The 25,738-nt window shown below is 37.8% G+C and carries 25 protein-coding genes; 6 read left to right on the top strand and 19 right to left on the bottom strand.

Features of this window, described 5'->3' with window-relative positions; all coding sequences use genetic code 11:
• Positions 1–26: 26 nt before the first annotated feature.
• Positions 27–1,190, bottom strand: coding sequence for an FISUMP domain-containing protein (locus G7Y56_RS11035; RefSeq protein ID WP_165043434.1), 1,164 nt, complete (start codon positions 1,188–1,190; stop codon positions 27–29).
• 384 nt (positions 1,191–1,574) lie between these two features.
• Positions 1,575–2,021 carry a PepSY-like domain-containing protein gene (locus G7Y56_RS11040; protein WP_165043436.1) on the bottom strand — a complete coding sequence of 149 codons (447 nt, stop codon included), beginning with the start codon at positions 2,019–2,021 and terminating at the stop codon, positions 1,575–1,577.
• Positions 2,022–2,190: 169 nt separating this feature from the next.
• On the opposite strand from G7Y56_RS11040, the gene G7Y56_RS11045 reads away from it, so the two are divergent.
• The 4 genes from G7Y56_RS11045 to G7Y56_RS11060 all read left to right on the top strand — a co-directional run bounded on the left by G7Y56_RS11045 (position 2,191) and on the right by G7Y56_RS11060 (position 10,897).
• Positions 2,191–3,057, top strand: a complete 867-nt coding sequence (locus tag G7Y56_RS11045; RefSeq protein WP_255498728.1) for a mechanosensitive ion channel family protein — start codon at positions 2,191–2,193, stop codon at positions 3,055–3,057.
• 131 nt (positions 3,058–3,188) lie between these two features.
• Positions 3,189–4,886 carry a hypothetical protein gene (locus G7Y56_RS11050; protein WP_165043438.1) on the top strand — a complete coding sequence of 566 codons (1,698 nt, stop codon included), beginning with the start codon at positions 3,189–3,191 and terminating at the stop codon, positions 4,884–4,886.
• A gap of 850 nt (positions 4,887–5,736) precedes the next feature.
• Positions 5,737–8,943 (top strand): TonB-dependent receptor, encoded by a 3,207-nt coding sequence (locus G7Y56_RS11055; RefSeq protein WP_165043491.1) that lies wholly within the window; start codon positions 5,737–5,739, stop codon positions 8,941–8,943.
• 28 nt (positions 8,944–8,971) lie between these two features.
• The gene (locus G7Y56_RS11060) at positions 8,972–10,897 is read left to right on the top strand and encodes a RagB/SusD family nutrient uptake outer membrane protein (protein WP_165043440.1); all 1,926 of its coding nucleotides are present in this window, start codon (positions 8,972–8,974) and stop codon (positions 10,895–10,897) included.
• Positions 10,898–11,188: 291 nt separating this feature from the next.
• Here the strand turns inward: G7Y56_RS11060 and G7Y56_RS11065 are convergent, their stop codons facing one another.
• From G7Y56_RS11065 to metA, 16 genes are all read right to left on the bottom strand, one after another.
• Positions 11,189–11,968, bottom strand: coding sequence for a DUF2490 domain-containing protein (locus G7Y56_RS11065; RefSeq protein ID WP_165043442.1), 780 nt, complete (start codon positions 11,966–11,968; stop codon positions 11,189–11,191).
• 69 nt (positions 11,969–12,037) lie between these two features.
• Entirely contained in the window at positions 12,038–12,568 is a 531-nt protein-coding gene (locus G7Y56_RS11070) for a GNAT family N-acetyltransferase (RefSeq protein ID WP_165043444.1), read from the bottom strand.
• Between the two features lie 23 nt (positions 12,569–12,591).
• Positions 12,592–13,638: a tyrosine-protein phosphatase gene (locus G7Y56_RS11075; RefSeq protein ID WP_165024478.1), complete on the bottom strand. Its 1,047-nt coding sequence runs from the start codon at positions 13,636–13,638 to the stop codon at positions 12,592–12,594.
• A gap of 48 nt (positions 13,639–13,686) precedes the next feature.
• Complete coding sequence (locus G7Y56_RS11080) at positions 13,687–14,388, bottom strand: cell division ATP-binding protein FtsE (RefSeq protein ID WP_165024476.1); 702 nt, start codon at positions 14,386–14,388, stop codon at positions 13,687–13,689.
• A 9-nt stretch (positions 14,389–14,397) separates the two neighbouring features.
• Positions 14,398–14,994: a bifunctional phosphoribosyl-AMP cyclohydrolase/phosphoribosyl-ATP diphosphatase HisIE gene (gene hisIE / locus G7Y56_RS11085; RefSeq protein WP_165024473.1), complete on the bottom strand. Its 597-nt coding sequence runs from the start codon at positions 14,992–14,994 to the stop codon at positions 14,398–14,400.
• Between the two features lie 30 nt (positions 14,995–15,024).
• A complete protein-coding gene (locus tag G7Y56_RS11090; protein ID WP_165024471.1) occupies positions 15,025–15,369 on the bottom strand; it encodes a four helix bundle protein in 345 nt (114 codons plus the stop codon).
• 23 nt (positions 15,370–15,392) lie between these two features.
• A complete protein-coding gene (gene hisF, locus G7Y56_RS11095; protein ID WP_165024468.1) occupies positions 15,393–16,145 on the bottom strand; it encodes an imidazole glycerol phosphate synthase subunit HisF in 753 nt (250 codons plus the stop codon).
• A gap of 5 nt (positions 16,146–16,150) precedes the next feature.
• Complete coding sequence (gene hisA, locus G7Y56_RS11100; protein ID WP_165043446.1) at positions 16,151–16,876, bottom strand: 1-(5-phosphoribosyl)-5-[(5-phosphoribosylamino)methylideneamino]imidazole-4-carboxamide isomerase; 726 nt, start codon at positions 16,874–16,876, stop codon at positions 16,151–16,153.
• On the bottom strand, positions 16,877–17,470 hold the full coding sequence (hisH, locus tag G7Y56_RS11105) for an imidazole glycerol phosphate synthase subunit HisH (protein WP_165043448.1): 594 nt from the start codon (positions 17,468–17,470) through the stop codon (positions 16,877–16,879). It lies immediately after the preceding gene.
• A 16-nt stretch (positions 17,471–17,486) separates the two neighbouring features.
• Entirely contained in the window at positions 17,487–17,807 is a 321-nt protein-coding gene (locus G7Y56_RS11110; RefSeq protein ID WP_304487066.1) for a multidrug efflux SMR transporter, read from the bottom strand.
• Complete coding sequence (locus G7Y56_RS11115) at positions 17,804–18,163, bottom strand: multidrug efflux SMR transporter (protein WP_165024461.1); 360 nt, start codon at positions 18,161–18,163, stop codon at positions 17,804–17,806. Before G7Y56_RS11115 ends, G7Y56_RS11110 begins: the two co-directional genes overlap by 4 nt.
• A 1-nt stretch (position 18,164) precedes the next feature.
• A complete protein-coding gene (locus G7Y56_RS11120) occupies positions 18,165–18,686 on the bottom strand; it encodes a TlpA disulfide reductase family protein (protein ID WP_165043450.1) in 522 nt (173 codons plus the stop codon).
• The gene (locus tag G7Y56_RS11125) at positions 18,683–19,078 is read right to left on the bottom strand and encodes a VanZ family protein (protein WP_165043452.1); all 396 of its coding nucleotides are present in this window, start codon (positions 19,076–19,078) and stop codon (positions 18,683–18,685) included. Before G7Y56_RS11125 ends, G7Y56_RS11120 begins: the two co-directional genes overlap by 4 nt.
• A 74-nt stretch (positions 19,079–19,152) precedes the next feature.
• Positions 19,153–20,982, bottom strand: coding sequence for a U32 family peptidase (locus tag G7Y56_RS11130; RefSeq protein WP_165043455.1), 1,830 nt, complete (start codon positions 20,980–20,982; stop codon positions 19,153–19,155).
• A gap of 1 nt (position 20,983) precedes the next feature.
• Complete coding sequence (locus G7Y56_RS11135) at positions 20,984–21,604, bottom strand: cysteine hydrolase family protein (protein WP_255498729.1); 621 nt, start codon at positions 21,602–21,604, stop codon at positions 20,984–20,986.
• Positions 21,605–21,616: 12 nt separating this feature from the next.
• Positions 21,617–22,582, bottom strand: coding sequence for a homoserine O-succinyltransferase (gene metA / locus G7Y56_RS11140; protein WP_165024451.1), 966 nt, complete (start codon positions 22,580–22,582; stop codon positions 21,617–21,619).
• A 506-nt stretch (positions 22,583–23,088) separates the two neighbouring features.
• Here metA and G7Y56_RS11145 point away from each other — a divergent pair.
• On the top strand, positions 23,089–24,330 hold the full coding sequence (locus tag G7Y56_RS11145) for an FISUMP domain-containing protein (RefSeq protein ID WP_165043457.1): 1,242 nt from the start codon (positions 23,089–23,091) through the stop codon (positions 24,328–24,330).
• A 114-nt stretch (positions 24,331–24,444) separates the two neighbouring features.
• On the opposite strand, the gene G7Y56_RS11150 is transcribed toward G7Y56_RS11145, so the two are convergent.
• Positions 24,445–25,248 carry a hypothetical protein gene (locus G7Y56_RS11150; RefSeq protein ID WP_221412556.1) on the bottom strand — a complete coding sequence of 268 codons (804 nt, stop codon included), beginning with the start codon at positions 25,246–25,248 and terminating at the stop codon, positions 24,445–24,447.
• 101 nt (positions 25,249–25,349) lie between these two features.
• Between G7Y56_RS11150 and glpE the strand changes: the two genes are divergently transcribed.
• The gene (glpE, locus tag G7Y56_RS11155; RefSeq protein WP_165043459.1) at positions 25,350–25,646 is read left to right on the top strand and encodes a thiosulfate sulfurtransferase GlpE; all 297 of its coding nucleotides are present in this window, start codon (positions 25,350–25,352) and stop codon (positions 25,644–25,646) included.
• Positions 25,647–25,738: the final 92 nt, after the last annotated feature.

Raw genomic sequence — 25,738 nt, forward strand, 5'->3', positions numbered from 1 at the left:
ACATATCGATGAGGATATCATTTAATTTATTGATTCTTTTTGCATCTTACCGAGTACATACTATTTCGGGAGCTGTTCTTACGGGCTACTGTAGCTTTATTTACATGAATATCCCGAGACCATGCGGACTCGCTATTGCCCGCGGAGCTGCTTGACCATAAGTAATTATAATAGCCATAGTTTTGTGCGCTGCTGGCGAATATGCCACCGGGAAGAGTGGCGCTAAAGCCTCCTTGTGCTGCGGGTCTACTTGTTCCGGCAGGATTACCAATGCCGCTACCCGCTAATCTACATTGAACCATCATTGCATTAGCATGACCGTGAGTGCTACTAGAACCACGATCATCAGGAGTTGTTTCCCAGCTTGAAACCCACGTAGTAGGAGAGAATTCCGACGATGATGAAGTGCTATAAATATTCGCTTTGTTGTAGATTTCTTTTTCAAGCTCATTCCATTCGCGGTCACTTGGTAAATGCCAGCCATCAGGGCAAACGCCCTGTACGTACTTAAGAGGAACACTACCAAGAGGTCCAATATTTTCCACCTCTGCCACGCCGGGACTTGCCCCGGATATCTGACCTTGATTCGCTGCCGATGTATTGCCTTTTGCAGCAGTAGCCCAAGTATAGAGCAACCCCTGACTTTTATCCCAAGTGGGAGGTACAGCACTCCAGTTGCTAGAGGTTCCTTTAGGATAGACGTAGGCTATAGTACTATAAACAATAGTACCGGTGGGTAAAGGTATAGGTGCACCGCCCATACCGGGCGCAAAGTTTTTTACATATAGGTTCTCTACCATCCATACACCTGCTGCACCAAACTGACGGGCTTTAAAGTCGTTGCCATCCTGATCCTGATATATTTGAACATCAGGAAATGTTGCATTACCTAGATGCTGCCATACAGAACCGTCCCAGACATATAAACCTTTAAAGATAGGGGCCGGGGCACATTGGTCTTCATTTACATTATACACCATTAATCCGGCATGTTGGGATTCTTCCCCTACTTGAACACTGGGTATACTTAACTTGATGTCAGTTAAGCTGATAATTGCCACTCGTGGCATACCTAACCCTTTAGTTGATGAGCCATCGATATTGTTTTTTAATTCGAGTAAAGCGCCTTCTTTTGGAGGAATATCAGAGCCAATAGTTACTTGGGCATTTAATGTTGAGGAAGAAGCCATAAGTAGAAAAAATAAGAATTTTTTTGTCAGATAGTTTATCTTCATATGTTTGTTGGTTAAGTAGCCTCAGCCTCTCTAGTTGGAGACGGGTGAGAAAAAAGTTTTGTAAAAGATATTTAAGTTTTGGTGGTAATATTTACGTCATATTTTGAGTAATATGATGCATGAAATTTAACAAATTCCTTAACTGTCGGCAAATTTAAATATTAATCGTTGTAATGCAAATGATTAAGTATTAAATATTTTGTTGAAGTGAAAACTTTTAGAGAATATTATGCCCAGTAATTAATAGGTTAAGGTAAATGAATGTGCTTAAGTGTATAACAAAACAGGAGATACTAAACATTTAGTATCTCCTGTGTGAATTTTTTTGTCTTATCAATATCACTTATCAATCCCAATATATGTACCGTCAGACTTAAATTTTAATTCTAACTTATTCGATAATTCTATTTCAAATCCATAAGTTTCTTTATTAATCTCGGTTATAAATGTTTCCGCAGGATAGTTTGTTTCAACATGTGAAACAATTCCTGTAGGTAGTAATTCTAATATACTTTTGGGAATTGCCTGTCCATATCCATTGATATCATCCCAATCGCCCGATAATGAAAAATCAATTTTGAATTTATTATTCAAAACAACTTCATAGCCATCATCATCTTTTTCGGCCAACGTTACTGTTTGTTCAGGGAAGTGCTTCTCTAAAAAAGCTTGAGAAATTGCTGGAAGCTCTTTTAGCGAAATAATTCTGTCGTCATCATCATTACTACAAGCAATAACAGAAAAAGAAGTGATTAATAAAATAAACGTAAATAATAACTTTTTCATAATTATTTTGTTTTAAATTAGAGTTTAGTTTGTTGCCTTATTAAAATGTAACAAATAAGGTTACCCATAAGTTCTGACTTTTTGGGAAGATAATTCTTTTCTTTTTTATTCCTTTACTATTGAAATTTTTGCAATATAATTAATTTAATTCATAATTAAAAAATAAGCTATGATGTTTTTAGATGTAATTCCGGCAGAAGTGCTTCAAAATGGAGAACTATCAGTTTCCCGAATCGATAATTTGTTAGGTCAGTTATTCGACCATGCTATTGTGTTGGGTCAGAAGATAATTCTGGCTGCTATAATCTTTTTTGTTGGCCGTTGGCTTATTGGGTGGCTGCGAAAATTGATTGGTCGTTTTCTTGAAAAACGCCATATTGAGAGTACAGTAAAATCTTTCTTAGATAGCCTGGCCAATATAACACTTCAAATTACTCTATTCCTGCTTATTGTTAATATCTTGGGATTCTCTTTGACTTCTTTCGCTGCAATTCTGGCCGCTGCAGGTTTGGCTATTGGTATGGCAATGAAAGATAACCTGTCTAATTTTGCGGGTGGTATAATGATTCTTATCAATAAACCATTTAAGATTGGAGATCGTATTGTAGCACAAGGTATGGATGGAGTTGTTCAATCGATTGGTATTCTATATACTGTACTTCTGACAGGAGATAATAGGACGATATTTATGCCCAATGGTCCTTTGTCTACAGGTAGTATTACAAATTATTCTACTCAAAATGAGAGGCGTATCGATATTACTCTGTCTGTTGGCTATGGGGCTGATATTTCGCAAGTAAAAGATATTCTTTCATCGGTTATCAGCAAAGAAGCTAAAATAAAACAAAGTCCGGCTCCTTTTGTTGGGGTAACTATGCTTAATAATGGGACAATAGATGTTACTATACGTGTATGGGTAGATTCTTCGGATTATGCTTCTATAAATGTGTCGCTGAATGAGGCAATCTATTCTGCATTCATTGAAAATGCTATTTATGCTTCAGCAACAGTGGCGGTGAAAATGCTGAAAGATTAAAAAATATTAAAACTAGTATGGATAGGAGAAAACAGTGATTTCAACATTCTATTGTGCCAAATAAATAGGCTAGCTTTGTATGATAAGGTTAATCATATAATATCAATAATAAAATCAGTAATTTTAGCTCTATGAAAAAACAGAGATTACAATTATTTCTATGCTTTATAGCTTTTGCGGCTATAATGATGACTTCGTGTAGTAAGAAAATGAATCCGTTATCAAGTTCGTTGTTCACAGCAAATCCATCTCCTTTAGAGTTAGTGGGAACAAAAGTTCCGGTAACAGTCAATGGTCGTTTCCCTGCAAAATGGTTCGACAAAAATGTAACAGTTATCGTAACGCCGGTATTGAAATACGATGGTGGTGAAGCTTTAGGGACATCAGAAACCTACCAAGGAGAGAAAGTTGCCGGAAACGGTATTGTTATAAGTCAGGCTGACGGCGGCGCAATTACTCTTCGATCGGCTTTCGACTACATTCCGGCAATGAAAAAATCGGAACTTTGCTTGAGAGTCGATGTACTTAAGAATGGTAAGGCCCTTGTTAATTTCCCTGATATGAAGATTGCCGATGGTGTGATAGCAACAGCTGCTTTGGCAAGTGCTGCATCTTCGACTCCTGCGGTTGCTCCGGATGCTTTCCAACGTATTATTAAAGAGACTTACGATGCTGATATAATGTTCTTGATTCAACAAGCAGAACTGCGTTCTAGCGAATTGACATCTAAAAACCTTGCAGCATGGCAAGATCTTGTAAAAGAAGCAGATCATAATGATCGTAAAAATGTAAATGTTGAGGTTTCTGCTTATGCTTCTCCTGATGGTGGTTTTGAATTGAATGAAAAACTAGCAGAAAAACGTGAGCAAAATACAACTAAATTCTTGTCGAAAGAGTTCGAGAAAAAGAATGTTGATACAGAAATCAATGCAAAATATACGGCTCAAGACTGGGAAGGATTCCAAAAACTTGTTCAAGCTTCTAGTTTGCAAGATAAAGATCTGATATTGAGTGTCCTTTCTATGTATTCTGATCCTGTAGAAAGAGAAAAAGAAATTAAGAATATTTCTATTGTATATTCAGATTTGGCTGCAACTATTCTACCAAAACTTCGTCGTTCGCGTTTGATTGCAAATGTTGAAGTTATTGGAAAAACAAATGAAGAATTGAAGGCTGCCGTAAACTCTGGTATGACTGGTTTATCAGTAGAAGAATTGTTATATGCTGCAACTTTAGATGGTGTTTCAAAAGATAAAGTATATACATACGTGACTCAAAAATACCCTAACGATTACCGTGGATGGAATAACCTAGGAGCATATTACTTCGAAAGAGGAGATATGGCTAAAGCTTCGCAAGCATTCACTAAAGCAAATCAAGTTTCATCCCGTGCCCCTGAAGCAAATATGAATCTTGCTTTGTTAGCAATGGCTGATAATAATACTGCTAAGGCAGAGCAATTATTGGGTAGTGCAGCCGGAGCAAATACTTTAGGTGAAGCTTTAGGATTGCTATATATTAAGAATGGCGAATACAGCAAAGCTGTTCAGGCTTTTGGTGAAACTAAATCGAACAATGCTGCTTTAGCTCAACTATTGACTAAGAATTATAGTAAAGCTCTACAAATATTAGATGCTGTTCCTACTAAGGATGCAACAACTTACTATTTGGCGGCTATTGTTGCTGCCAGAACAAATAATGCGGCAGGTGTAGCTGGAAATCTTAAATCGGCGTTAGATAATGGTGCATCAGCATCCGATATCGCTATTGATGGAGAATTTGCACGATTCTTGGCAAATCCTGATATTAAGAATATGCTATTAAGATAATAGAAGTATAAAATTATATATTTTGCTTGAAAGGAGTTGTCAAATTTGGCAACTCCTTTTTTTGTAAATAATATGTGTTGTGTGTTATTTGTTTTATGATATATTGGTGTATTGTAATCTTATTTAATAAGTATAGATGTGATGGTAATTGTGTATGTTATTTTCAGTGGGGTTTGATTATAACAATGTTTTTATTAATAAATATTTGTATATTTTATATTATGTGCTATATTTGCTGTCGATATTATTATACGAAGTATATCAAGACCTTATTTAATGCTAAAATATCCTCAAAAATTTATTACTGATTCAACCATTTTCTTTCTTGGAAATTTGGAGGTTAGCTCTATTTTATTAGAGAGAGAGAGAGAGAGAGAGAGAGAGAGAGAGAGAGAGAGAGAGAGAGAGAGAGAGAGAGAGCCATCACTATAACGGGCACCCCTGCGATAATTTAACCAAAATATTATTTATATCAAAGAATAGGCTGATTTTCTTAAGAGAATTAGTTCCTGTTCTATTTTTCTATATACCTACCTTAGCCATATCAATTCTTATTTTCCGTCCAAAATTAGAACATTTCCTTAATCTCAATCGGGTATTGAGCTATAAACCTATGTCTAATATTTTAAATCGAGGCCTATGATGAGACGCAAATCTTAAATTAACAGTTAACCTATTAATCGTGATTCTCATGCCTTTGTTTCTGCTTCTTACATATTAGCATTAGAGGATGAGATTCAGTTAAAACATTTATTATTAATCTAATATCTTATTGACTATGGAAAAAAACGGTTCTATGCAGAATACGCACGTTCATATCCGAACGCTACTTTTCCTGATTACATTTTTTATGCTGGGAGGTAGTATCAGGATAAATGCTATTGGCGTAAGCAAGAATGAAATAAACAGTACGCAGCAAGATGCCACTAAGGTTACAGGTAAAGTATTCGATCAATCAACAAAAGAAACCTTACCGGGAGTAAGTGTAATCGTTAAAGGAACTAATACTGCAACAATGACTGATACTGATGGCAATTTCACCATCACAGTTCCATTTGCAAATGCTTTACTCACGTTTTCCTACTTAGGTTTTCAGCCACAGGAGATATCTTTAGCAGGTAAGAAGACTCTCGAGATTTATCTAGTGGAGGATACCAAAGCATTGGAAGAAGTGGTAGTAGTTGGTTATACTACGCAAAAGAAAATGACAATAACCGGAGCAGTATCTACTATTACTACCCGGGATCTGGTACAAAGCCCTACGGCAAATATCAATAATGCTTTGGCTGGGCGTCTTCCGGGGCTGATTGTTAATCAGTATAGTGGGGGAGAACCCGGAGTCGATAAGAGTGAAATATTTATCAGAGGTAAAGCAACTTATGGCGATCAATCGCCCATCGTTATCGTAGATGGTGTGGAACGTGAGATGTCGTATATCTCGCCGGAAGAAATAGAGACATTTACTATTCTGAAAGATGCGTCATCTACTGCCCCTTTCGGAATACGTGGAGCCAATGGTGTTGTGGTAATAACAACCAAAAGAGGAAAGGCTCAGGATGGTGCAACAGTAAATTTTAAAGCAGCATACGGATTTAATAGTCCGACCAAATTACCTTCATTATTAGGGTCTGGCGATTATGCAATGCTATATAACGAGGCTATGAGAAATGACAATCCCGGTATGACGAATTTATTTACTCAGGATGCTATTGATAAATTCCGAATGGCTAAAGGTGATAATAGTGATGGCTTAGGCTACAATTGGGATTATTTCGACTATATATTTAAGACTGGGAAACAACAAGATTATACATTATCGGTACGCGGTGGAAATGACAGAGCCCGTTATTATGTAATGGCAGGCTATTTCCAACAAGGGGGTAATTATAAGCATACCGATTTGGGTGAATCGGATACGCAGGCCGTTTTTAAAAGATATAATTTCCGATCTAATATCGATGTCAATATCACAGATAAATTCTGGGTCAGATTAGATCTCGGAGCACGCATTACAGATCGTAATGCACCGGGAACAAGTGCATCCAGACTTATGACACTCGCAATGACACAACCTCCCCATTTGCCCATAACACTGGCACCTAACGATAATCCAGCTAATCAGGCGTACATACTGAATAACCCTCAAGGGTTACTTTTTGGAGATCAGTTGTATCGTTTCAATATACTGGGTGAGTTAAGCCGTACAGGATACCATAACCAAAAAATATCTTCATTCGATGGTAGTTATTCTATGGGATACGATCTCGATTTTATTACAGACGGACTTAAAATTGAAGGGCTATTTTCGTACGATACCAAAGAAGAGCAATGGATTTACAGAGATGTGGAAACGTATAGCGAAGGTTACCGTGAATATCCCGGTTATGCGACATTTCAACCGGTAGACGGACGAGATGTGTTTATGACCCCCGGCTTTTATGATGGTGCCTTTAAGACAGGTAATAAATTTGATGTTGATCAAACAGTCCGTAATAGATTGACTCAGTCTGCTCCTAGCAACAGAACCTATTTTCAGTTTAGACTCAGTTATGCCAATATTTTTAATAAACTGCATGAAGTTGCAGCGATGGCATTATTGAATCGTTCATCTCAAAGCGCATATACAACTGATAGAGCTGATGTTGATTATCGCTATCAGGGTTTAACATGGCAAACGACTTATAATTATGATAAACGTTATCTGTTCGAATTTAATTTTGGATATAACGGATCGGAGAATTTTGCAAAAAGCAAACGTTTCGGGTTCTTTCCCGCAGCATCTGCCGGTTGGGTTATGTCGAACGAGAAGTTTATGGATGGTACGAAATCTTGGTTAGATCATCTTAAGTTAAGAGGTTCTTACGGTTTGGTAGGTAGCGATAAATTGCCTAGCGGAAGGTTTGCATATTTACCATTCTTCGAAGGAGGAGACGGGTACGATTTCGGTACGCAGTATTTCAATACGAATCCCGGCGGGATAAGGGAAGGACGCTTAGCCAATCCTGATTTGACATGGGAAAAATCGCGTAAAACAAATATAGGGATCGATGCTTCTTTCTTAAATCAGAGGCTAGGTATTGCATTTGATGTGTTTAACGAATTCAGATACGATATTATTACCAATGTCGGCGATGACAACAAACTTGGTTTCCCTACAATAGTAGGTAAAGGCGCTCCGTATATCAATTCGGGAAAAGTACGGAACCGAGGAATTGATTTTGAAGTTACCTGGTCTGATAAAATTGGTAAAGACTTCAGATATTTTATCAAACCGAATTTAACGTTTGCACGAAATAAAATTGTGTTTATGAATGAGATTCCCAGAGAAAATAGCTGGAGAACTGAAACAGGATCCCGATTATATGAAAACTTCGTTTATGTATTTGATCATTTTGTTAATAATCAGGAAGAGGCTGATAAACTGAACGGTATGAATAATGGTAATGGTTTCCAACCATGGGGCAAATTAATACCGGGAGATGTTGTTTACAAAGATTTAGATGGCGATGGTAAAATAGATGATTTGGGTGACCGTACTATAATGGGAAATCCACGTAGTCCCGAGATTCAATTTGGTATTCCGATCACATTGCAATATAAGGGATTCGACATCAGTTTCTTGTTTCAGGGAGCTGCCAATACATCGGTATTGCTTACTGATGGGTCGGTTTGGGATTTTCCGCAATATGATCAGGATAAATTGGGAAAGGTGCGCCCTATGCACTTAGACCGATGGACTCCCGAAACTGCTGAAACCGCCAAGTATCCTGCTTTGCATATGGGGGCGCATACAAATAATAAGAATAATCAAAGTAGCCTTTTCTTGTACGATGCAAAGTATATCCGATTGAAAAATGTGGAGGTGGGATATAATCTTCCGCGTAATCTTCTTCGTAAAACAGGTTTAAAGCAAGTACGGCTTTATGCTCAAGCCCAGAATTTAATTACGTGGGATGGTTTGGGTGATGTTGATATCGATCCGGAAGTAGGACAAACAAGTGGTTACTGGTATCCGGTACTTAAGGTCATGAACTTTGGTGTAGATGTCACATTCTAAAATTGTAAAACAATAAATTATAATGAATATGAGAAATATAAAATATATAATAAGTTGTATTCTGCTTGCGATACTATCTTTTGCCTGCGAAGATTATCTTGATAAGCAGCCGGATGATCAGAAAACGGAAGAAGAGGTTTTTACACGTTATACTGAGGTTAATAAGCTGGTTACAGATTTATATTCGAGAGCCAAAGTGGCAAATAGACCTTTAGCATGGTTTTATCACTTTTCGTCGGCAGCGATTACCGACGAGGCTGAAGGAACAACAGTTGAGGGTAATATTACAAACCGGTTCAATACTGGCGACTGGAGTACAATGAGCCTTGCAGGCAGCAATGGACAATACTGGTGGGATATTTATGCTTTTATAAGACGTGCAAATGTAATTCTTGAAGGTGTAGCAAAATATAATTCGCCCGACAATCCACTGGAACCTGGTAGTTTAGAAAAACGGATAGGAGAAGTTTATTTCCTTAGGGGTTATTTGCATTATTTACTTTTGCGCTCATACGGAGAAATTCCTTATTTAGATCATTCCGTTGATCCCAATTCGTCTATGGATTTTACTAAAGAATCTGTTCACTCTATTGTTGAGAAGATAGTAGCCGATGCTGAGGAAGGATACAAAAGAGTTCCCGGAGCATGGGGAGGTGAACATTTCGGACGAGTTGACAAAGGGGCATGTTTAGGCCTTATTGCCATTGCCAGATGGACTGCTGCCACTCCTCTCTGGAATGGAGCGAAAGAGGCCGGTTACACAGGTGAGCGTGTTTTTGAAAATGAATATACTTACGACCAATCACGATGGGTTTCGGCCAGAGATGCCGCAAAAGCTGTATTAGAATGTCAAAACGATGGAAAGCTTAGGTATAAACTGTATGATACACACTCTGAAACAGATTTTAACGATGACGCAGGGGAGAATAAGAATGAATCGACTGTCTATGCTCGTCTCTGGGATATGTATTATGATATGACGGCATTTCAAAATGAAGCTGTATGGTTTGTTACAAAAGACAAATATGAAGGTTGGTATGGCGATATGTACCCTCCGTCTCGTGGGGGTAGTGCCCGTCAGCAACCGGTACAAGAGCAAGTAGACGAGTATGAATATATTTCGCCCGATGGATATGGTTATCCCGTATATTCGGCAAAAGCCAAAGCAGACGGATATGACGATGGCAATCCATATAAATCGGTAAAGCGTGATCCTCGTTTTTATAGAGATATTATTTATCATGGAGCACCTTTCCGCGATGGTAATAACAATCCGGCTATTGTCGATGTTGCTACAGGTTCTGATAAGATCAACGCGTCTAATGCTACTAAAACAGGCTATTATCACCGTAAATATTTCAGAGATTCATGGAATAGAAGCGGAAGCGTTAGTATAAGTGCACCTCCTATATGGCGTCTGCCCGACTTTGTCTATATCTACTGTGAAGCGGTAAATGAGATATCGGGTCCAAACGAAGAAATATATCAAAAGGTAAATGCGGTGAGAGCCCGTTCGTTTATGGCGCCAATGCCACCTGCTACCAAAATGGATAAAAATCTTATGCGTGAGTACATTAAACGCGAGCGCAGGGTTGAGTTTTACTATGAGAATAAGCGTGCTTGGGATTGTCGCTTGTACGTTGAGCCAAGTAATGAAGGGGAGCTGATAAAGGAGCAAGCTTGGAAGTCTGCCGGATCGACAAACGATGAACGTTCTCAGAAATACTGGGCAACAGGTTTAAGATCATACCCTAAAAGCCAGCGTATGATTAATGGTATGCGTCCCGTAGAAGATCCGAACGGAAAGATTGTAATAAATGGCGTAAAGTATAGAATGGAGCGTTATTGCGTGGAAGAGAGGGTATTTGATGTACCACGCCATTATTTGTTCCCTATTATGGAAACCGAGATTCAACGCTCACCTACTTTAGTGCAAAATCCGGGATGGAATTAATATCGAGTAATTAATTAAGATGGATAGATTTCCTTTTAGTGTTTGTGTTTTAATGCATGTTTGAGTTTAGATTGCCCGAGAGAAATTTTCGGGCAATCTTTTTTACTTGTGAAGTCGTCTCGACTTTTACTTTAACCACAGAGTAAAAGGAGTTTTACGGAGTTTTTTAAGTTCAGTACTGAAATGAATCATATTCTAAAGATGAAACATTCAATTTTACAGTAATATATACTCCGTGGTACTCTGTGCGACTCTGTGGTTAAAAGTCAAGACGAACTCTATCAGAAAATATTACTCCTGTTCTTCCATTTGAAGATTATGATTGTCAAGCTTCGACTTATTTGTTGAGAAATAGAATAAAAGCCGCACTGTATGGTTCAGGTTATATACATTTCCTGCACCGGTTTGCTGATAGATAGGGAAGTATCCGAAATCATAAGCAACACCTTTACCCAACGATTGACGAATACCTACAAATAAACGAATCTGATCCAATGGATTATTAACAATATGCTTGCCAAATTGGAGCAAGACTTCGTTGCTAAACATCAATTGTGGCACGTTAGGTTTTTTAGATATGGGTAAGCGGAAAGTATATAAATATCTGATACGTTCCGAAAACGTTCTGCCCATTGTTTGATCACCTTCTACTATTTCTCGCCAACGGGATTCTATTCTGAAACGTTGCGTTACATTAAACTTCCAAAGGCTGGATGCTACTATTAATTGTTGGTCGAAACGGTATTCAAGTGTGAAGTTTTTATCTCTAAGTTGAGGCCTGTAAAGCCAGAGATTACCATACGCTCCGGAGACAGATACATTGTCATTAAACCAATATCCTCCTCCTAATCGAGCAAAATAGAACCCCGGTTCTTTTAGAAAGTCATCCCTTCTGATGATAAAATCGGCAGTGACTCCCCAATTGTCAGAAAGACGATGGGTAGTAAGTAGCCCATTCCAAGTGTGGACATTATGATTGATTTGCTTTGTTTGCACATTTTCCTGAGAGTATGCTGAAGGTGTAACTAAGAACAAAAAGAAAAATGTACAAAGTAATATTTTGGACTTCATTTGGCAGATTTTACTCACTTATTTCTTTACCTTATAAAATCAAAGAGAGTTTTCGATGACAATGGCTATTTAGCAACCGTAAGCATTGCTATATATTGCATTTCTTATTTCTGTGATATTCGCTTCTAGGTCTATATCACCAATCGACATGAGCTTCATTGGAATATTACTTCCTCCTTGTATATAAGGAGGCTGTTGATATTGTATATTCTCCCACAGTTTGAATCCTATACGCTGATAGAAGCCAATACGGCGCTCCGAAAGAATAGTTGTCGGAAGCTCTACTTCCAATATTATAGGCTTCGACATGTCTTCAATAAATAAATCCATAACTTTTTTGCCATAACCACCGTTTCTAAATTCGGGCGAAATAGCAAAATGTTCTGCATAGATAAATGTATCCAGATCCCAATAGGTTAGGAAACCTACAAGTTGTTCATCTTCAATTAGAATGGCAATTGTAAATCTGGGATTCTCTTTGTAGAGATTAAACATTTTTTCCACAGGGCGACGTTCACTGAGGGGAAAAGATTCTATATATAGATTTTCCACAAAAGTATATTCTTTATTGCTCGAAATGTCTAATCGTTGTAATATCATTGTTTTATGCTTAAAATGGATTCTTAATATAAATACAGTTCTCTCATTTTTAGAGTATCTACTTTAAGTTCTTTCGTTAAGAAATTATCGATAGAACCATATTTATTTTTTATTTCTTCGATGCCGGCTTGTATATATTGAGGTCTGACTTCCAATAATGGTTTTAAGTTAGGATATTTCGAAACTATAGGGGTATATTTATCACCTAGATATTTATTAGATGCCAAGTAATCTTTAAGTATTGTTTCTTCATCAACGCCTAATGAATAAAGAAATAGCGCAGCTCCCATACCCGTGCGGTCTTTACCTGCCGAGCAGTGAAACATAAGTGGAATGTCTTTCTCGTTTTGCAGCAACTCGAAAAATATTTTATATTGCTTTATACTGGCACTATCAGTAACCAGCATTTTATTTATATTTCTCATGATGCTGTCCATATCTGCTTCAGGTAAAGTAACTATACTTTCTATGGATAGTAAGTTACCCGGACTGATAGGCAGATGATAGTTTTTATGTAACGAAACCGGGTTTTTATCCGGTGCTTTCTCTACTTCGTTGTTAGCTCTGAAATCGACAATCGAAATAAGTGGAATACTACTCAAATAGTTTAAATCGGCTTCTGTAAGGTTATGCAGTTCGTCAGATCTTAAAACTTTTCCCCATTTAACGTATTTCCCGTCTGTAGTCTTTATTCCTCCTATATCCCTGAAATTGTATCCTCCTGCCATGGGCAAATGACGTTCGGCAAGGATTGCTTTCCCATCATTGGTGACAAGTTGAAAATATGTTCTGGTTGAGTCGTTCCCATCTAATGGGAATGTTCCGCTATTTTCGCCTGTTGCTATGGCTTTTTCGAAATTGATTTGATCGGCAGATGGGCCTGCGTATAGTGCCCATTTACCATCTGTATCTATTATTAGCGATGCTTGTTTTGTATTCTTGTCTCTAACAATGGATGCTTTATCAGAAATGTCAACACCCGCATATTCTGCTCTTACCGCTTTATTTGTATCGCATGAGGTAATGGCTAAGGATAGGAGGATTGAAGACATTATAATGATTATTTTCATAAGTTATTAATAGAATATTGTGAGAAGTTCAGCTAGTGCGAGAGCATCTTATGCATGCTCTCTGTTTCCAACATTTACTTCTTTTAGGTGTCCGTCTTCACATTTTACAATGCGTCCGGGATATTTCTGTACTACTGCATAGTTGTGTGTCGACATAATGACGGCCGTTCCTTCTTTCGATATATCATGCAATAGTTGTACAATTTGATTTCCTGTTTCAGGGTCGAGGTTTCCCGTAGGTTCATCGGCTAGAATTATTTCGGGAGAATTAAGTAAAGCACGTGCAATAACAATACGTTGCTGTTCGCCACCCGATAGTTCGTGAGGCATTTTATAGCCTTTATTTTGCATACCTACTTGTGTAAGTACTTCATTGATACGAATATCTATAAGATCTTTGTTACTCCAACCTGTGGCTCGAAGAACAAATTCCAGATTCTTAGACGCAGAGCGGTCAATCAGTAATTGAAAGTCCTGAAAAACGATACCGATCTTTCTTCTCAGATAGGGAATGTCTTTCTTTTTCATACTTCCCAATTCGTATTCCAAGATTCTTCCCGTACCCTTATTAACCGGTATTTCACGATAAAGGCTTTTCAGAAAAGTACTTTTCCCTGCACCGACTTTTCCTATCAGATATACAAAATCGCCTTCGCATATCGATACATTAATGTCGCTTAGAATAACGTTTCCATCACGATCTAGCTCAACACCTTTATATTCAACTATAACATCTTTGTCATTATTCATAGCGGGTAATTATTTTTTATGTCTTTTCTGAAGTTCGCGAGATAGGTCTTCAATACTCAGTCCTTTTGATGTAAGTAATACGATCAAATGATAGAGCATATCTGCCGATTCGTAGATTAGGCGGTCGTCTGTGCCATTGCATGCCTCTATAACAGATTCTAAAGCCTCTTCACCAACTTTCTGTGCCATACGGTTTATACCCGACTCAAAAAGCGAGGTCGTATAAGAACCTTCGGGCATATCTTTATAGCGTTTCTCTATAAAGTGTTGAAGGTACTTCAGGAAGAGTATATCTTCTTTATTCTCTTCGTTGAAGCAAGTATCTGTTCCTGTGTGGCAAACAGGGCCAACAGGGTTTACTTTTATGAGTAATGTATCGTGGTCGCAATCATCAACAATACTTACTACGTTGAGGAAGTTACCACTTTCTTCGCCTTTAGTCCATAGGCGTTGTTTAGTACGACTGAAAAATGTTACTTTACCAATCTCTTTTGTTTTAGTAAGAGCTTCTTGGTTCATATAACCAAGCATCAATACTTTATTGGTTTCATTATCTTGTATAATGGCAGGGATGAGTCCGCCTACTTTATCAAAATCGAGAGTCATGTTATTTAATTATAAATTATAAGTTATGAGTTATGAATTTTTTGAAGTCAGAATGATGCTTCTGATTATTTTTAATATTTCAGTTGCATCATTATGTATGGTTCGAAATTCATACTCTTTTATATATTCTGTATCTTTAAGTAATTCGATCCAGTATATTGATTCATCGCATTCTTTTTGGGCTATGCCCATTTTGTGTATAAAATCCGCTTTGCTTTCTCCATTTTGAGCTTCTCTAACTAAAGCTCCAACTGCTGTTCCACTCCGCAAGAGCTGTTTACTTAAGACAAACTCATTTCTGTCATTCGTCAGGAATTTATATAAACGAACAATTCTTATGGCGAATTTATAGCTTTTATCTTTTACTATATTCATCACTCATAATTTATAATTCATCATTATCTTACGTTTATATTCTCTTTTCTCAAATAATCTTTCAAATCTTTTATATCGATCTCGCCGAAATGAAAAACACTTGCCGCTAATGCTGCATCAGCTTTTCCTTGTGTAAACACATCGCGGAAATGTTCCATACTACCTGCACCTCCTGATGCGATAATCGGAATATTCAACGATTCGGACAGTTGGCACAATGCCTCATTGGCGTAACCTGTCTTCACACCATCATGGCTCATACTTGTGAAAAGGATTTCTCCTGCACCAAGATTTTCAACCTCTTTTGCCCATGAGAAAAGCTCTTTGTCACTTTTAATACGTCCGCCACTTGTGTAACAATTCCATGCGCCATCTTCAAAGTTAGCATCTATTGCGCAAACACACACCTGAGAACCAAAGTTTTTCGCTATTTCTTCTATTATTTTAGGATTTCTTATAGCTATCGAGTTCAGAGACACTTTATCGGCTCCTGCACTTAACAGCCGGTCTACATCCGATAGCTCGTTAATACCTCCACCAATCGTAAAGGGAATGTTGATATTTTCGGCAATACGTTTTACTAAATCTGTAAATGTTTTTCGTTCTTCGTGCGAAGCTGTAATATCGAGAAAAACAAGTTCGTCAGCACCTTCTTTACAATAACGAATCGCTAATTCGACGGGATCGCCTGCCTGACGGAGATTGACAAAGTTTGTACCTTTTACGGTCATTCCGTCTTTTACATCTAAACAAGGAATTATTCTTTTTGCTAGCATAAGTTTTAGTGTTTACTATAGTTAGATAATTCTTCTAAGGTTACTCTGTTTTCATAAATGGCTTTACCCAGTATTACAGCGGGTACGCCTGCATTTTCAAGATCAAGTATGTCTTGAAAACAGCTTACTCCGCCGCTTGCAATCAGATACAAATCGGGGAAAGAGACTAGTATTTCTTTATACAGGTCAGTTGATGGACCTTCCAACATTCCATCTTTACTTATGTCTGTACACACTACTTTTGTCACACCCTCTTTTTTATAATCACCTATAAAAGAAAGAATGTCTAAAGACGTGGATTCCTGCCAGCCTGCAACGGCTATTTTATGATCTTTGCAGTCAGCGCCTAATATTATTTTATCAGCACCATATTTCTTAACCCAGCCTGTGAACAGTTCCTTATCTCTTACGGCAATGCTACCACCTGTTACCATTGCTGCACCTGCATTAAAAGCGATGTCTATGTCTTCATCGCTCTGTACGCCACCGCCAAAGTCGATAGTTAAAGAAGTGTTAGAAGCTATTTTTTCTAAAACGGCATGATTGATAATATGTTTTGCTTTTGCACCATCCAGATCGACCAGATGTAAACGGTGAATACCTGCATCTTCGAACATCTTGGCTACTTCGAGCGGGTCTTCGTTATATACTTTTTTGATATTGTAGTCACCTTGCGAAAGGCGCACGCACTTTCCGTCAATAATATCTATAGCGGGAATAATCTCGATCATTTATTTTATATCTAAGAAATTTCGTAATATACCTTCGCCTACCGTTCCACTCTTTTCGGGGTGAAATTGTGTAGCATAAAAATTTTCTTTATGTAATCCTGCGCTAAATGGAAGAATGTAGTCGGTTGTGGCAGCCGTGTGATCACACATTGGAACATAGTAGCTGTGTACAAAGTAAGTATATTCATTCTCCATCGAGTTGTCGAAGATCGCACCTTCCAGATTGGTAATAGTATTCCAGCCCATGTGCGGAATTTTATCCTCGTGTTTCTGTGATATGAAACGCTTCACGCCGATATCGAAAATATTCAGACAATCGGCATTGCCTTCTTCCGATCGGGAACACATTAGTTGCATTCCAAGACAGATGCCCAATACCGGTTGTTTTAATTCTTGGATACATTTATCTAAGCCATTTTCCCGCAAATATTTCATCGTCGAACTGGCTTCGCCCACTCCTGGAAATATAACCTTGTCGGCTTCACGAATCAGTTTAATATCACCTGTAACAATGGCTTCGGTTCCTAAGCGTTTAAGCGCATTTTCGACTGAGAATATATTTCCTGCGTTATACTTTATAATGACAATACTCATTTTTCTTGTCTGTTTATTAATTTGTAGATAGTTTAAGTCCTACGATACCGATTATAATCAGCGATATGAAGAATAGTTTTTTTATATCTTTCGATTCTTTGAAAAAGATCATACCTGCAAGCACGCTTCCTATTGCTCCGATTCCAGACCATACAGCATAACCCACACCAATTTGTATAGTGCGTAATGCAGTGGATAGAAGTGTAAAACTGACCGCCATAAATAATATTGTAAGTACTGAGAATTTCAATATTTTAAATCCCTTCGATAGCTTCATCATTGTTACGAATCCAATTTCGCACAGACCTGCTAAGAAAAGTAATAACCAACTTATCATTGTTCTTTTGTTTTATTTGTTTCCGGCCCTTTGCTCTCTCCTTTATCAAGCATTTTCAAGCCTACTATGCCTGAAATAAGAACAATTAGAGATGCTATTTTCAAAAAGTTTAAATCCTCATTCAGATATACGATTCCTACAATAGCAGTCCCCGCTGCTCCAATGCCCGTAAATACGGCATAAGCAGTTCCTATTGGTATTGTCCGCATGGAGCGGGCAAAGAAATAAAAGCTAAATGCTATAAAAAAGAAAGTGGACAAAGTCCATCCTATATTGGTAAAGCCGTGCGACATCTTCAGACCATAGGCCCATACTATTTCAGCAGCACCGGCTATGAGTAAATAAATCCAAGCCATTTTATTCGGCTAATAAGCCATCTATTAATTTAACCATTTCGTTAAACTCTTCCATTTCGAATAAGCGGGTGAGTTTTACGATTTTTCCATCTTTATCTATAATAATATTTCGGGTTATACCGGCTTTACGATCAGCATAAAGTGCAAATATATCAGCCTTTGGATCTAGTCCAATTGGGTAGGTAACCTTTGTTGTTTCAGCAAATTTGATAACAGTTTCGGCAGGCTCTTCACGGTCTATGCCATACAGAGCAAAGTTGGGATTGTTTTTATGCTTTTGCCAAATCTGACTTTCTATGTGAGGCATTTCTTTTCTGCATACACCACACCAGCTGGCTGTGAACTGAAGCATAACGACCTTACCTCGAAGTGACGATAGTTTTACAATCTCACCCGATGGCAGGCTCATTTCAAAATCGGGAGCCATGTCGCCCACTTTTACCTTATATTGTTTATCTACATCTTGTGCCTGCATTGTACCAAATACTAAGATAAATGCCAAGAGAAGCCATAACTTTTTCATAATTCTTGTTGTTTTAATAATAATTTCCTAAATGACAGAGCGAAAGGAAGTGCTGCTAACGAGCCGAGCATATCGGCAAGCAGATCGAACCAATCGCCACTTCTGTCGAAAAAAACTTCTTGCAATATTTCAATTAGTCCACCATAAAATATGGGAATTATAATTGCAAATATAATCAATTTGAGGATAATAACCTTACCTTTTTTCTCGTAGATATAGTAGGATGAAGCAACAAGCGAAAGCCCGAAATACATACAGAAATGCACAATTTTGTCGAAATGCGGAATTTCTGAATTGGGAACATCATCGCTCGGAATCAGACAGCAAAGGTAAAATATAATAGCAGCTATAATTGCCGGTGGCCAGCTATATTTCAATAATTTTTTCAACATAAATATCAACTATGCTAATTAGTTATAACATAGTGAGGTCAAAGATACAGAAAATATAGCAAAAATGTATTATCTCAATGTGAATCGTGAAACACTTTCATCTCACAATTTTTGCAATCGAAAGATAAGCGTAAGCGGGTATTGTTATATGTTAAATAGAACGGCTCGGTATATGGATGTTTCTCTGTCTTTTCTTTCGGACAATAACCAAGCGATTGTTTGATACAATGGCGTGTAAACATCAGAGGTACATCTTTTTGTACTTCTTTTTCGAAGGCAGGCTGTATAATATTTGTCTGATGTTGCAGATAAAACTGTTGGCTTTTAGTATTCATTACATTACCAAGATAAGTAAGTTCTTTTAATGGAAATGCATGGGTTGTTTGCTTGTGCGTAATGGTATCTTGACGGTACTTGATCGATCGAACTGAAAGAAGTTTCTCGACAAGTAGTCTCCTCCATTCAGAGACGACAGAGGAAGGTAGAAACCAATTTTGAGTGAAATTAATATTCACTTTTTCTACCTGAAATATAGTATTTCCTGTTTTACTTAAATTGTTCCGTATGTTATCCGACTGATCTTTTTGTGCCGGTTCTTTTGTCTGTTCAAAATTGAGGATAGAATAGTTATCATCTTCATCGGTTATTTGTATAGAAAAACCGAAAGCTACTTCGTTAATATCAATAGTTGTATTGATTTTTCGTTCGGCAGTTTTCTTTGACAAGTTCTTTTCAAACTCATGATCAAAGTTCCTGTACACAAATGTCCCTTTTCTGACTTCGGGTATCGATAAGGGGTAAATCATATCTCCCTCCACACGATTGACATGGATACCTTCCAACTCTTTCTTGTTGTTGAAAAAGCAAAGCCCATCGCCATTATGCAATTTCTTTGAAGTGCTTATTTTAATAAATCGTGTTGTGATTTCTGTAATTTTTCCAATTGGTTCACCTATCGATTTGGGCGAATCAGCAGACCATATATTATCGGTACGATCGTGTAGGAAATACTTGGTAAATCCTCTGTTGAAACTCTTATCCAATAAGGGTTCGAATGTATAGGTCGATTTTCCCGATGATGCTCTGACATATTCGGGATGCTTTGCTAAAACTGCATCTAACTTTTTCCTGTAATAAGCTACCGTGTTTTTTACATACGATACATCTTTCAATCGTCCTTCTATCTTTAGAGAGCTGACACCCGCTTCGAGTAGTTCTTCCAAATCTTCCGACAAGTTAAGATCCTTCATTGAGAGCAAATGCTTTTTAGAGATTACTTTCTCGCCTGTTGCATCCACCAGATCGTAAGGTAAGCGGCAGTATTGAGCGCATGCCCCTTTGTTTGCGCTTCTGCCCGATAGGGCATGGCTAAGATAGCATTGACCGCTATAACAAACACACAAAGCACCATGCACAAAGGCTTCGAGTGGTGTGTTTACTTGTGAAGCGATATTTCGTATTTCGTCAATTGTCAATTCGCGGGCTAGAACTATTTGTTTAAAGCCTGCATCTTCGAGAAATTTTATTTTCTTAGCGTCTCTGTTGTCTACTTGTGTGCTGGCATGCAGTGCAATAGGAGGGAGGTTGAGCATTGTGATACCCATATCCTGTACAATTAGTGCATCCACCTTTGCGATACTGTAAAGATCCCAGATAAGTTTTTCGGCATCGGCTAATTCTCTGTCCGATAGTATAGTATTGAGGGCCACATATACCTTTACTCCGAAAAGATGGGCATATTCTGCCAGTTCTTTTATATCTTCGAGTGTATTACTGGCGGCAGCACGTGCGCCAAACTGAGGTGATCCTATATAAACAGCATCTGCGCCATGATTAATAGCTTCGATACCGCATTCTAAATTCTTAGCTGGAGCTAATAATTCTATTTTTCGGGCTTTTATCAATTTATTTGAGGTATTGTTCTGTAGTTAAAACTGTGGAGTAGAAATAGTTTAAGGCTGCAAGAAAAGCATTTTGCACATCTTTTGCTGCCACAGTTTTTCCATTGATTTGTAAGTTAGGAGCAGCACACGCATCGCCTACAACAGTGCAGTTGTATCCTAAGTCTTTGGCAGCACGTGTAGTAGAATCGACACACATAGAGGTCATCATTCCGCAGATAACCAATTTGTCGATCTTGAGAGATTGCAGATAAGCGTGCAATTCTGTTTCTCTAAAGCTATTGGGGAAATGTTTTACAATCACTTTTTCGCCATCAACAGGAGTTACATTTGCATGAATTTCGGCTCCCTTTGTATTCGGTGCAAAGAAAGTTGCACCCTCCCTGTTTGCAAGATGTTGTATGTGTATAATAGGTAAGCCTTTTGCTCTGAAATCGTTAAGCAATAGTTTTGCATTCAGGCTGGCTTCATAAGAACCTACAAGCGGATTAGCTCCCCCTTCGAAGTAGTCGTTTTGTATATCTATTATGATAAGCGCTTTGTTCATATTTTTTCTTACAGATTGTGCATGTATCGATGTTAAAGAAAGAATAACACCTAATATCAGACAAGATAATCTTTTCATCTGTTATTTAATTTATATGTGATACATATATGAATCGTTAGTAGATTTTATCTCGTCTAGCTTCTCAATTAGCGTCTTATCGTAAGGTGTTTCCTGATAAACGAAATAGTTCAACCAGTTGTTGAATAATAAATTGCCATGTCCGGCCCAAGTCACTAAAGGAGCATTATCTGGATTGTCGTTCTTATAATAATTCTGAGGTAATTTAATATCCATCCCTTTTTCTTTATCTCTCGTGTACTCGGTATGCAGAGTATGCGGAGCATATTCCGAATGCCCTGTCAGATAAAATTCACGTCCACCTCTTGAGCACACGATGCCAACACCCGAATCGTCCGATTCTGATAATATTCTTAGTTCGTTATGCTTCACAATATCTTCTCTCGTTACAGTTGTATGTCGACTGTGAGGAATGTAAAATTCGTCGTCGAACCCACGAAAGAGAGGAAATTTTTTGTCGTGAGCAATATGCTTGAATACACCGAACATTTTTTCGGGTAGCAATTCTTTTTTTACCTTGTAAAAATGATGCATAGCTGCCTGAGCTGCCCAGCATATATATAAAGTGGATGTGACACGCTTACGCGCCCAATCGAATATTTCGGTAATTTCTCCCCAATAGTTTACATCTTCGAATTCGAACATTTCAACAGGTGCACCTGTAATAATCATGCCGTCATAATAATCGTCTTTTACATCCTCAAAATTTTTGTAGAATGCAAGTAAATGCTCTTCCGGTGTATTTTTAGATGTATGAGTCTGCAACTTAAGAAACTCGATTTCTACCTGTAACGGATTGTTTGACAGCAAGCGTATCAAATCGGTCTCAGTCGTGATTTTTATAGGCATCAGATTAAGAACGAGAACCCTCAGAGGGCGTATATCTTGTTCGTCGGCCCTTAGTTGGCTCATAACGAATATATTCTCCTTCTTAAGAAGCTCTATTGCAGGTAAGTTGTCGGGGATTTTTACAGGCATCTCGTAATATTATAATGGTAATTCTAATAGAGAAACAAAGTTACGAAAATAATATAAATCTTCACGCTCTTTCGTGTCAGTAATTTATAGTGTGATTAATCGTATATAAATCCATAAAGACTATTGCCTTCGGAGAACATTTTAATGCTTAAAAGTGTTTTACTTGCAGATAGTTTTGCTCTTATATTGTGTTAAATATACGATATAATGAGTTGTGATCTTTTTAACTAAAAAATTATAACTGGAATGGCTTATATTTGAAATTATAAAGTTATTTTTGCAACTAAATTTTATAAATTACGTCAGCCACAAATATTATATTACTTAAGCCGGACTTGTTATGTGTATTTTATTGAAAAGGTGCGATATTACGCACAAAGTATACATAATTTAGATTTTCGGAATGCTCGTCATTCCTTTGTTTTTCACTAACTCTTTTGCTCGTTAATTTTGCAGGAGCTAAGAGTTCACACTAACTTACAATTACCAATAAATTAAGTATGAAGATGATTTATTTAACTAAGCTAATTTTTATTAGTTTATTAGCTTTAACTTCAGGTCTATATGCGCAAGTAACTATCGGTTCGAATATACCTCCTGCATCGGGTGCATTGCTCGAATTAAAAGATAAGAATGCTGAGTCGGGCAATTTGGCGACCTCTACTAAAGGGTTACTGATGCCTCGCGTATCTCTTACGAGCTTGACTAATCTTTATCCGATGCTCACAGGTAGCGAATCTGATTATGCTACACAGAAAATAGCGCATGTCGGGCTGATGGTTTACAACACAAATGTTTGCGCACCCACACCGACAGGTATGAATGTTTGGGATGGTTCGAAGTGGCAACTTCTTGGGAATGAGCTGTTGTCAGCGAATGTAAAAATATATAAAGATCAGGATGGCAATAGTTTTAAAGCAGCCACGTTTGGAAGCGCCGGTGTTTGGATGACACAAAATCTGGCTGCTAAGAATTATGCACCGAGCATGGGTGGTGGTGCTATTCCTGTTCATACCAGCGGAACAGATTCGACTATTGTAGCATATGCCTATCCCAATGGAAGTTCAGCTAACTGGAGTTCTGCACCTTCAACATGGAGTCCAAATCAAGGTTTGCTTTATAGTTGGTTCGCCGCTGCCAAAGGCAATACCAGTATAGCCATCGATCAGCAGGTGATTGGGGCTGCGGTCGAAGCATTCGAAGTTGAAATGGTGGGTCCACTAGGTACAGCACCTAACAAATATGTTCAGGGGGTCTGCCCTGACGGTTGGCATCTTCCGAGTGATCGCGAGTGGAATCAGTTAGAACAAGAGATTTATAATAATGCCGGTGCGTATAGTAGTTCGTCTACATCGAATTTTAGCCCTACTTCATGGGTTGTTGACTGGGGAGGGGAGCCTACTCGTTTGGTTTATATGAATGTCTATCGTGGCTCTAGTACTGCTTTCGGTCACGGGACCGCGATGAAGAGTGGATGCGCTCCGTCTGCTGGCATATCGACCAATACTAACGGCACATCAAAGACTTTAGCGGAAGGAGGTTTTAACTCCCTTTTAGTTGGTAGTATAGATGGTGCTACGTCGTTAAATTATGGAAGTCGCATTTATTTTTGGACTAGTAGCTCCGGTAGTCAAAATATTAAAGCTGGTGTTTCCGTATATCGGAATTTGGCTGCCGATAATGTAAGAGTGGGACGTGGTAATACGAATCGCAGGCATTTATGGTCAGTCAGGTGTAAGAAAAACTGATATCTAATCAAACTAATTTATCTAAAAAAGAAATACGACTTATTATTCATAAATAAGTCGTATTTCTTTTTTTTACTTATGTCTATCGGATTGACATTATATGTAGTGTGATGTCTAAAAACTCCAGCTAAACCCGAACATATATGTCCATTCTACAAACCAAAAGGTCTGTTTGGCCTTGTCGCTGCTATCGGCTGTTGTTCTTATACTAGGCATATTTATATAGCCTTGTTTGATCTCACTTCTGAGGAAGAATAAATCCCAAAGAAGAATATCTAATCCACCTTTTGCCGTAAGTCCGAATCCCGCCAGATGGAATGCATCGTGTCTTTCTTCACCCATGAGAGTCGAATTGGTTTTGGGAAGAAGAAATCCTGCACCCCCTCCAATTAAGCCATTTACTTTTAAGAAATCTTTTTTATAAAAGTTGCGGTAGTATTCTATTTCTGAGTTAATGTAATTAAGACCGTCAGTATGTTCAAACATCAGAAAATCTTCTGTGAGTTTTATCGAATTATCATCGTTGATATGCGATTCAAATCCCGGGCGTACATTACCCGATATATCTACTGTTTGATTTTGATTCACCACATATTTCATGTGATCGACTCCTAATGTTATCGCTAAGTTGTCTTTAATGAAGTAACCTAGCCTTAGATTAGTTTGAGGAATTGTAATACGATTTGGTTGTAAATAGTTGTGATAACTGAACTTATTCTGCTTATCCGATGCTTTCACACGATAGAGAGTGAAATCGTAGTCGTTACCTTTAAAATGGATGTTGGAGTTGGTGTATGCATTTCTGTTCCATCCCCAAAGAGCGTAGAATTTCCCTTTTTTATAAGCCGGTTCCGTTTGTGAGAATACTGAAATTGATAAAAGTAGTGCGCTTAGTGCGATTATTGATTTTTTAACCATAATATAAATTTATTGTAATTTTATAACAAAAGCTACTCTGTATTGTTCATATATATAATTTAGGGTATATCTAGAATATAATTAAAAGGATAAAATATAAAATGAATGTATTTAAAAGGATAAGTGCTGCAAAAGCCAAAGAGATATTGAATGATGACAATGCTGTAATAGTAGATGTTAGAGATTCCGAAAGTTACAAAGAGGGGCATGCCTCAGGCGCTATTCATTTGTCGCAGGACAGTATTTTTGATTTTATACAAAAAACAGATTTTTCCCATCCGGTTTTGGTGATGTGTTACCATGGTAACAGTAGCCAGTCTGTGGCCATGTATCTTTCTCAGCAAGGCTTTCAAGAGGTATATAGTATAGATGGAGGCTATGAGGCTTGGGATGAATAAGTATCAAAGTTTATTGTTGTAAAACATAGTTAATCCGGTAGTCATTTCGGCTTGGTATTTGTTATTAATAAGATATAGTATTTTATTAGTTA

Origin of the sequence: Dysgonomonas sp. ZJ709 (genome assembly GCF_011039195.1) — a bacterium.
Classification (GTDB): Bacteria; Bacteroidota; Bacteroidia; order Bacteroidales; family Dysgonomonadaceae; genus Dysgonomonas.